This is a genomic window from Mycoplasma pogonae (assembly GCF_054170725.1).
The window spans coordinates 47,386-57,750 of the sequence record NZ_JBSWZS010000008.1 but is presented as its reverse complement, the minus strand read 5'-3'; the positions used below and the strand labels follow the sequence as shown (position 1 = coordinate 57,750).

General features: G+C 26.3%; 8 protein-coding genes. 3 read left to right on the top strand and 5 right to left on the bottom strand.

Annotated elements, in window-relative coordinates; translation table 4 throughout:
• Positions 1-121: 121 nt before the first annotated feature.
• On the bottom strand, positions 122-793 hold the full coding sequence (locus tag ACW95P_RS03330; protein WP_457961815.1) for a hypothetical protein: 672 nt from the start codon (positions 791-793) through the stop codon (positions 122-124).
• Positions 794-973: 180 nt separating this feature from the next.
• Here ACW95P_RS03330 and ACW95P_RS03325 point away from each other — a divergent pair, with 180 nt between their 5' ends.
• On the top strand, positions 974-2,875 hold the full coding sequence (locus ACW95P_RS03325; RefSeq protein ID WP_457961814.1) for a M13-type metalloendopeptidase: 1,902 nt from the start codon (positions 974-976) through the stop codon (positions 2,873-2,875).
• A 133-nt stretch (positions 2,876-3,008) separates the two neighbouring features.
• Positions 3,009-4,220, top strand: a complete 1,212-nt coding sequence (locus ACW95P_RS03320; RefSeq protein WP_457961813.1) for an IS3 family transposase — start codon at positions 3,009-3,011, stop codon at positions 4,218-4,220.
• Between the two features lie 152 nt (positions 4,221-4,372).
• Here the strand turns inward: ACW95P_RS03320 and ACW95P_RS03315 are convergent, their stop codons facing one another.
• The 4 genes from ACW95P_RS03315 to ACW95P_RS03300 form a co-directional block, all read right to left on the bottom strand.
• Positions 4,373-4,882 carry a hypothetical protein gene (locus tag ACW95P_RS03315; protein ID WP_457961812.1) on the bottom strand — a complete coding sequence of 170 codons (510 nt, stop codon included), beginning with the start codon at positions 4,880-4,882 and terminating at the stop codon, positions 4,373-4,375.
• A gap of 256 nt (positions 4,883-5,138) precedes the next feature.
• Positions 5,139-5,465: a histidine triad protein HinT gene (gene hinT / locus ACW95P_RS03310; protein WP_457961811.1), complete on the bottom strand. Its 327-nt coding sequence runs from the start codon at positions 5,463-5,465 to the stop codon at positions 5,139-5,141.
• 17 nt (positions 5,466-5,482) lie between these two features.
• Positions 5,483-7,039: a HinT-interacting membrane complex lipoprotein P60 gene (locus ACW95P_RS03305; RefSeq protein WP_457961810.1), complete on the bottom strand. Its 1,557-nt coding sequence runs from the start codon at positions 7,037-7,039 to the stop codon at positions 5,483-5,485.
• A gap of 2 nt (positions 7,040-7,041) precedes the next feature.
• The gene (locus tag ACW95P_RS03300; RefSeq protein WP_457961809.1) at positions 7,042-9,162 is read right to left on the bottom strand and encodes a HinT-interacting membrane complex protein P80; all 2,121 of its coding nucleotides are present in this window, start codon (positions 9,160-9,162) and stop codon (positions 7,042-7,044) included.
• A gap of 262 nt (positions 9,163-9,424) precedes the next feature.
• On the opposite strand from ACW95P_RS03300, the gene pheS reads away from it, so the two are divergent.
• Entirely contained in the window at positions 9,425-10,363 is a 939-nt protein-coding gene (gene pheS, locus ACW95P_RS03295; protein WP_457961808.1) for a phenylalanine--tRNA ligase subunit alpha, read from the top strand.
• Positions 10,364-10,365 lie beyond the last annotated feature (2 nt).

Here is a 10,365-nt window from a genome sequence, read left to right as displayed (position 1 = left end):
TATTTTTTTATTTAACAATTTTATCAAAATCAGGAATCAGTTTTTCTGGATAATTATCAAAATAATTTTGGAAAAATTTAATTTTTTTAACAATTTCTAAATTTTGCGAATAATACATAATTTAAATAATGTCATGAGAGAAAATTCATAAGTTTAAAAAATTAAAACTAATTCAAAAGTATTTTAATAATTTAGGATTTTCTTTGATTCAATCAAAGAAGATTAATGCTTGATCTATGCTATCAAAAAAATCTTTTTTAATTTTTGTTATTAAAGGTAGATTTTTATTTAAAATGTTTATTAATTCATAAATTTGCATGTTATTTTCAATATAAAAAGTTGTTAAAAATGGCTCATTAAATCCATAATAGTTGGATTGAAACTGCTCAATTCAATATTTTTCAATTTTTTGAATTTGCCATTCTTCATAAATTTCATCGCGAGCATCTAGTAAATAAAATTTTAAATCACTTATTTCATAACCCTTAGTTGCTAGACCTACAAAAATTTTAAATAAAAATTTTTTATTGTAATCTACTATTTTTTCCAAATAAATTTTTTCGGGATATAAACTATTTAACTTTTCTAAATCACTTAAATGTTTTTTAAAATGTCTACCAAAACCACTTTTATTATTTACACTACCAACATAAATTCAATTTTCAATTTTAATTGCATAAACGCCTTTTTTGTTTCGATCAGCTTTATGTTTATACACTTTTTTAAGATTTTGTTTTAACTTTAAAGCGATTTCTTGAGGAACAACAGGAAGAGGAAATTTGTTAAATTTCATTTTTTAACTTTCTTAGTACTTTTTTAATTTTTATGAATTAATTATAGCAACACAAAATTGTTTTTAGCTTTATATAAATAACAAAAAAGTTTTTTATTATCAAAGTTTAAAAATTTACATTAAAATTTATACAATTAATTTTTGTTTGCTAGTAAGCGAACTATAAGGAAGTGAATTTAAATGACAGATAAAATGTATAAAAAAGATTTTTATAGATATATTAATCAAGAGTGATTAAAACAAGCTCAAATTCCCGGTGATCGTTCTTCAATTTCAGGGTTTGGAGAACTAGATATTAATATTGAAAAATTATTAATGAATTTATCAGCTGATTGAGCAAATGGTAAACAAGCTGTACCGTCTGATGAATTGATAAAAAATTATGTTGAAATGTATAAATTAGCTATGGATAAGACTAAAAGAGCAGAATTGGGATTTCAACCAGTTGTGAAATATTTAAATCAAATTCAAGACTTAAAATGTTTTAAAGACGTTGCTGCAGCTATGTATTCGATGCGTCACATTTGAAGCTTTGCACCATTTTTCTTGTATGTTTCTGAAGATTTTTTAGATCCAAAAACTCAAACAATGTGAATGACTGAACCAGGAACCATTTTACCTTCAACTGATTTTTATGGGACAGAAAACGGTGATAAACTTTTAGTTGTTTATAAAAACATGGTTATTGGATTACTAAAAGATTATGGAATGGATGAGTTGGATGCAAATGAAATGGTTGACAAAGCCTTAAAATTTGACAACCTATTAAAAGATTTTGTTTTAACATCAGTGGAAAAAGCCGATTATACAAAACGTTATAACCCTATTAAAATAGCTGATTTACCAAAAAATAATTATTTTGATATTTCAGCCCTTGCAGCAGAAATTGCAAAACAACCAGTTAAAGAAATTATCGTTTCTAATAAACGCTTTTTAGAATCATTGGATAAACTATACAATGCTGAAACTTTTGAAAATTTTAAAAGTTTATTATTTATTAAAACATTATTGGCATTTGCACATTTATTAAGTGATGAAACTAGAATTAAAGCATCAGAATTTAGTAGAGCAGTTACTGGTACAGTTGAAACACAAAGCTTTGAAAAACATTGCTTTAATTTAGCGAAAAGTTTTTTTTCAGCTCCATTAGGTATTTATTATGGAAAAACTTATTTTGGAGAAGTTGCAAAACAAGATGTTGTTAATATGATTCATGAAATGATCGGAGTTTACAAAACAAGATTAGAAGAAAATACTTGATTATCAGAAACAACAAAGCAAAAAGCACTTCTAAAGCTTTCAAAATTAAAACCAATGATCGGTTACCCGGATGAGATGGAACCTTATTACAATCAATTTAATACTATTTCTTACCAAAATGGAGGAGATTTAGTAACAAATAATATTAATTTTAGTAAAGCAATTCAAGATTACAATGATAGTCTATATTTAAAAGAAGAAAATCCGAACTATTGATCAATGTCAGCTGCTACCGTTAACGCTTACTTCCACCCAATGAAAAATCAAATTGTTTTTCCAGCAGCAATTTTGAATTTGCCTTTTTATAGTATTGAACGAAATGCTTCAGCTAATTTTGGTGCAATTGGGGCAGTTATTGCTCATGAGATTTCTCATGCTTTTGACAACAATGGAGCTCGTTTTGATGAAAATGGGAGAATGAATAATTGATGAACAAAAGAAGATGAAGCTAGATTTAAAGAAAAACAAGAAGCAATTATTGAGTTATATAATGATTACAAAACCGAAATTGGCAATGTTAATGGAAAATTAACAGTTAGTGAAAACATTGCTGATACTGGTGGCTTTGCATGTGCATTGGAAGCAGCTCAAAAAAGAAATGATTTTGATGCTAAAAAATTCTTAGTAAGCTGGGCTGAAGCTTGAAGACAAAAAGCTCATAAAGAATATAAGGAATTATTATTAAAAACAGATGTTCATGCTCCAGCTGAAGCCCGTGCAAATGTTCAAATTAAAAACTGTGATTTATTTTATGATATCTATGACGTCGTTGAAGGCGATGAAATGTTTTTACCAAAAGAAAAACGTATTAAAATTTGATAATTTTAAATCCTAATATTTAAAACAAAATAAACAAAAATGCACTTTTCTAAACCTGGACAAAAAAAGTAAACCTTAGAAGTTATAAAGTCCGCCCCAATATTGGGGCGGCTGAAACTTGGGGGTTTATTTTTTTATGGCAAAACAGTTAAAACTGAACGAATGATTAGAAGCATTTGAAATTTATGAGAAAAGTGACCTTTCTTTACAAACTTTTTGAGAATGATATTGTTCTAAATTTAATAAGAAAAATAGTAAAAATACAAAAAGACTTTTTCGAGAAAAGTATTTTAGGTTTAAAATTTCTAATGATATGGAAATATTAAAATCAAAATCAGGTAAAGCACCTAAGAAAAATAAAGGTGTAGGTAGAAAACCTAAGCCACTTACCGATGCGGAATTATGAAAAATTTATAATGAATTGGAAGATTGAGAAAAGTTTAATTTTTTTAAAAGATATAAACAAATTACTGATGAAAAATCTAAAAATGATAAAAACAAAGAAGCTAAATCATTAGATGTTAAACAAGTCACAAAGGTAAAATTTTTTCAATTATCAAAATCAGGAATATATAAATATGAACAAAAATTTAATGAAAATAAATCCAAGGAAGATCCACTTGACAAAATTATCATTGAAGCTTTTAACAAAAATAAAGGTATTTATGGTAGAGAAAAACTCTCTTTTTATATTAAAAAAGAATATAAAATCTTTATAAATCCTCGCACTTTAGGCAGAAAAATGAAGAAATTAGGGTTATTTTGTAAAGTTAGACAAAAAACAAAAGCTAGAGAAATTAAAAATACTAATGTCAAAATTTCTAATTTAGTGCAAAGAGATTACAATGATGTTTTAAATAGAAATATTGTTGCAACCGACGTAACCTACATTTCTGCTCCAAAAGATGTTAAAGGAAATCATGTTTATTTATCAGCAGCAATTCATCATAAAACTAAGAAAATTATTTCTTGAAAATTGAGTATACTAAATAACGCCGATTTTATTTTACAACATCATAATGAAATTGATTTTAATAATCAAAGTTGAGTATTGCACTCTGATCATGGTTCACAATATTCAACAGAAGGTTTTGCTGAAATGGCTAAAAGAAAAAATGCAGTTTTATCAATGTCAAGAATTGGCAATTCATTAGATAATCGTGAAATAGAATATTTTTTTTCTTGCATAAAATCTGAATGATTGAATTTTATAAATATTTCTACAATCACTTTTCAAGATCTTGAAAATGAAATTAGTAGATACATTGATTGATATAATAATGAGAGAATTCAATCAATTTTAGGTTGAAAAACTCCTCAGGAGTCCTGAGGAGCATACATTAATTAAAAAAAGGTTACTTTTTTTGTCCTAGTTTATTCAGGTGCATTTTTTAAAATAATAAATTATTTAATTTTAGTATTAAATATTTAAAGATAAAATTATTCGTAATTCATAGAATTCAAATAATAACTTCATGAAAGCTTTAAATTATAAAATAGTTAGTTTTTAATTTGTTGATGATATGATTCAAGCACTGTAACACGCCCTTCAAGATTTGTTAGTCTCTCTTTAATATCTGTAATATCAGATTCAATTCTATCTAAGCGTTTACCGTGCTCAATTTGAGTTGCTTGAATTTGATCAATCTTTTTATCTTGAGCATCTAATCTAGTAATAACATATTGTCTAAATTCTTCATCTTTACGATCACGCTCAGCATCTCTTGCATCTTGTAATGCAAAACGATTTTCAACATAAGTTGTAAAATTATTAATTTGGCCAACTAAGCCTAAAACTAATTCTTTTAGCTCTTTAATTTCGGTGTTTTTCTCGTCTTTTTCCATCTCTGAATATCCTTCAAATTTAACATAGTATAAACCATTTAGTTTTCCATTTACAACTTCCACTTCGACTAAATTATAGTGAATATTTTCTGAATTTTTAACAAATTTATTAGCTTGGTTTTTTGAAATATTACCAGGCTTAATTTTATTTAAATTTTTAGTCATTATCAACTCCTTAAATAATTATTTTTTGATAATATATCTATAAAATAAATGTAGAGCAAACTAAGTATTTTTTTATTCTCTACATTTATATATCGTTAAAAACTACTTATTTTGAGAAAAAAAATTTTTATATTTTTTAAAAAAGCGCAAAAACTGTTGTTTTTTAACATTTTATTAAATTTTTAATTTTTTTTAATATAAAAAAAATCGCAATTCTTGCGATTTTTAAAAATGAATAAACAATTAAGTCAAATAATTATTTTTTATGACTAGGAACAATATGAATGTGGGTGTGAAAAACTTCTTGTCCAGCATCAGCATGATTATTAACAACTAAATTAAAACCAGCAACTCCCATATCCTTAATAATCTTTAAAGCTAATTCTCTAGCTTTTGACATAGTGTATAAAAAATCTTGCTCTTCAATATCAATTAAATTAGTAGAGTGATTTTTTGGAATTACTAAGAAATGTCCTTCTCTAACTGGTTTAATATCCTTAATAGCAATTACTTTATCATCCTCGTAAATGATTTCTGAAGGAATTTCTCGATCAATAATTTTTTGAAAAATTGTTTTTTCCATTGTGACTCCTTTTAAAATTATTTAGCAATATCAGGGTATTTTTTTTCTAATTCAAATCCTAGGCTTTTGTAAAATTCAACAGCAGCATTGTAAAATGAATCATTAATATTATACAAACTAAATGCTAATTTTGTTTTTTGTAAATCAGTATTTCAAGGAGTTTTTTCAAAACTAAAGTAAATATTAGCTGTTTTTTTATCTTCACTTACTTTAACAAAAGTTGCTAATGGAGTAATTTTATTAACATAAGCCATTTGAACTTGTTTTTTGTCACTTGTTAATACATTTAATTCACTTGGAATATTAATTTCTTTACCATTACTTGGTGTATATTGGGTTGCTTTATCAGCTTCTGTAAATCACACTACTTTAACTCTATATACAAAGTTATTTTGCTGATTATTTTTATCAGTAGCATTAATAATAATTTCTAATGTTCTTTCTCTAGTTTCGTCGGGATAAATTCCTACTACTTCAAAATTTAAATCAGATTGATCTTCAAAAGTAAAATCTGTAACTTTAATTTCAAAGCGATTTTTAGATTTTGCTGAATCATTTAATTTTGGAATTGCAGTTTTTTTACCTTTTCAAAATGCAGCATTTGTTAGTTGTCTTTGTGAATAAATTTTTGAGGTATTATTATCTACAAAACCTGATTTAGTAGTGTCTTGTGATCTTAAATAACTCACAGCAAAATTTAAATCAGCATTTCCAGTTTGATTAATTTGTAAACCTTTGTATGAAAATAGTTGATTAGTATTTAGATCATCAGATGTTTGTAATGCATTTTGCGGCACAACTTTTTGTCTTACTAATGATAATTTATTTTCTGACAATAAATTAAAGCCTGAACCATCTTTAATTTTGAAGGAACCATAAGATGCTAGTGCGCTTAATTTGTCAGTATTAAATTCTCATTTTTGTAAAATACGATTTTTTAAAACTTGAGCCAATAAGAAAAAATCTTTACTATCAGTTGAAATGTATTTATATTCATCTTTATCTTTGTTTTCGGTGTATTCTTTTGATTTTTCAATATTTTCTTTAGTTGAATTTAATAAATATTGTTTTGTGATCAACATCTTTTTAAGCAATTCTTTTATACCAGTATCTAAATTTTTAGAAATTAAAACTAATTGCATTTTATTTAGTGGTTGATTGGATTCAACATTCAATTGTTGTGTTGCATTGATATTTGAATCAGGGGTTCCATCTTGACTTAAGAATCCTTGGCTAGATCAAGCATTGATTAATTTAATAAAAAAGAAAGGGTCATTTTGTAGTTGTTGAGATTGATAAAAATCAAAAGCTTCTCATGCTTCATTAAAAAAAGTAGAATTAGCATTTTCTAAAGCTTGATCAACACTATCACTACCTAAAATTTCGCGATATTGATAAGTTAAAATAGAATTTAAGTATTCATTATTGCTAACTTTTTCACCATGTTGTAGCAAAATTTTGTCTTGAATATTTTTATTATCAGAATTAACTGTTGCAGCACAAGCCACAAGTGAAACAGATAAAACAGCAGGAGAGGCAATCACTAATAATTTTTTAAATTTATTTTTAAACATAATTATTTCCCTCCTAGCTTTCTAATTGCTTCATAAATTGCCACAGCCATTGGTTTGGAATTGTTTGACCCAGAAATTGAAAAATCAGCAATAGACTTATTAAATTCATAATCCGAATTGATGTTATTATCAATTGTTTGGTTTAAGTAAGCATTAATTTTTTGCTGTGACTCAAGTGAAGCGTTGATGTAAAAGTTATCTTGAATTCTTTGGCCAATTTTTGTTAATGAATTAATCAGTTCAAGTTTTTTATCATCACTACTATTTTTAGCTAATTTTTCTTTTAAATAATTTTGGAACTCAACATCTTTAATCATTTGTGCAAAAATCATATCTTCACCATTAATATAACTAAATGTTTTGCTAATATCGGTTGAAGGTTTAATTGATTTATCAATTTTTGAATTAGCTTCTAATTGCAATTGTTGACGAATTACTTCATTAAATTGATTTAAATTTTCCAATTTTTGTAGCACAACAAAATGCACACCTTTTGAAGATAAAAATACATACTTATTTTCAGCAATTTTATAAATTGTTTTAGTTCTAAAATCAGTTTGCGAAGTTGCAAAAACATCTCTAAATACTTGCCCAACTAATGATTTAACTTGATCATCTGATAGTTTGTTAATTTCGTTTTCTAAATTAACATTAATTTTTTCAATTTCATTTATTTTTTTAGTACTCAAAGATGCTGAAGAAGGCATATAAACTTCTTTGTTAACATCATTAAATAATACACCCTTAATTTTTTCTAGTAATTCGGCAAATAAATTCGGCACATCTTTAGCTTTGTATAAATTACTTAAAAAACCATTAGCATAAGATATTTCTTCATTTTTAAAAATTTCAAAAATATTACTTAAAGGTTTTGCACCTAAAACATTTTGAACATTAATTTGACTATTTAATGTATTTAATAATAATTTGTCATTTTCATTTTGTTGCGACGTTTTTCCTAATGCGCCTTCAAAAGAAGTGATTAATTCAATGTTTTGTTTTACATTCAAATTATTGTCGACATTATCTAAAACACGATATAACAACAAGTCAACTAAATCTTTTTTTGTTATTTCTCAACTCAAGGCAGCGCTATTTGCATCTTGTTTGGCTGGAATAATAACTTCAGAAAAATTAAATGCTGAAGAAAAAGTATCGACATATGAGTTAATTAATTTATTTGTTTTTCTATATTCAGGATCAAAGGATTTTGTTAAAAAAGCAGAAGCTAAAGTTTTTTCGTTTATTTCATTACCATTTATATTTGGGAAAATAGCATTAACTTCATTGGCATTATTAATCGTATTTTTAGTGTTTAAAAAGTTTTTAAAAATTCTTTCACCTTTTGGATAAACAACCACCACTTGTTGAGCGGAGTTAGTGTATGAAATATCTTCTTTGGCTTTTCTTTCTTCTATATCTTTTTTGCTAAATGAACTTTCAATGTATGGCAACCATCTTCCATATGCTTGATTTCTAATTGTTCTTAAAACTAAAAACTCAATTGCTTGCTCTTCTGTAGAAGATTTCCCATACTTATCGGTACCCAATTCTTTTTTTCATTCGCTTTCTCAGTTCTGTACTCCAAAACTTCTTTGAAATGTTCTTTTTTGGTCTTCTAAATTTTTAGCTTCTTTTTCTCTAACTTGTTCTAATGTTTCTAATTTAAAATTACGATCAGCTTCACCGTCTTCTTTACTAGAGTTTCAAGCTTTTTGAAATAAATCAGAAGCATCAACTTCTTTTTTGTATAAATATTGAACTAATTCACGTTTAGCTTTAGCAAATTCACCTTGGTCTTCATCAAAAAAATTTTTTGAAGCTGCAACTACATCACTAACAGTGATTTTTTTAACTCCCCCACCAGGAATTTTAATTTCATATAAAACTTCTTCATTTTTTAAGGCTTCAATTTTTGTGGCTGAAGTTGTAGTTAAGCCAACTGCTAAACCAATTCCGATTGCTGCAACACCAGCGACACTTAATCCAATAATTCAATTTTTAGATTTTTTATTGCTTTTATCTTCGCCAGAATCCGGGTTGCTATTTTGCCCCTTATTATTTTTTTTTGAATTTAATCTAGCAAAATATTTAAAAACATTTTTTTTGTTATCTTTTTCCATAAGTCTATATTGCTCCAGACAAAAATATGTATTAAACTTGTGAAAATTTTCTTTTATTTAGGAAAATTTTAAGAGTTTTGATATTAATAATATAATAATTTAAAAATTTTACCACTTTTCCTAAATTTCGGATATTTAAAATTCAAATATATTTTGTAAAATATTTGAATTTTTAAGGTGAAAAATTAATTTTAAAACAAGGAAATTTTGGAGCTAATTTCCTAGTGTATAATTTCAATACAACTTTTGGAGGAACAAAACAATGGATTTGGAAAAAATTAAAACTTTAGAAGATTTAAAAATTGCCAAAAATCAATTTTATTCACAAAATAGTGCTTATGGTCAGTTGCAAACTGCATTAAAAAATGCGCCAGGTCCAGAAAAAGCAGTGATTGGTAAACAATTGCAAGAAATGAAAAAAGCAGCAGAAGAGTTTTTTTTAGCAGCAAGCGAAAAAATTACAGCTTTAAAAATTGCCGAAAAAATTGCTAATGAATGAGTTGATGTAGAATATGCCCCTAATCATGTAGGAGGATTACACCCGCTGACTTTAGTAGGTAACCGCTTTCGTGAATGATTTGCCCAAAATGGCTATATTGAAACTAAGATGTCAGAAATAGAAAGTGATTTTTATAATTTTGAGCGTTTAAATATCCCTAAAAATCATCCCGCACGTGACATGCAGGATTCACTTTATATTGATGAAAATACTTTATTAAGAACTCATAATACCGGTATAACTGCGAGATACTTAGAAAAATATAAAAATCAAGCATTTAACCAGTTTTCATTTGGAAAAGTTTATCGAAATGATGAAGATGATCAAACCCACTCACATCAGTTTACGCAAATTGATTTTGTATCAGTGGGCTATTTAACTTTTCCAAATTTAATATGAACATTAAAATCTTTACTTTCATATGTTTTGGAAGAAAATGTTGAAATTTTTTTACGACCTTCATATTTCCCCTTTACTGAACCTTCATTAGAAGTTGATGTATTTTATAAAGGTAAAACAATTGAGGTTTTAGGATCTGGAATGCTGCATCCTAAAGTTCTTGAAATGGCAGGATACGATAATGGTATGAATGGATTTGCTGCCGGGATTGGTATTGAAAGAATTGCAATGATTAAATATGGAATTAATGACATTAGAGAATTTTATAAAAATGACCTAAGATTTTTAAAACAATTTAGATAATA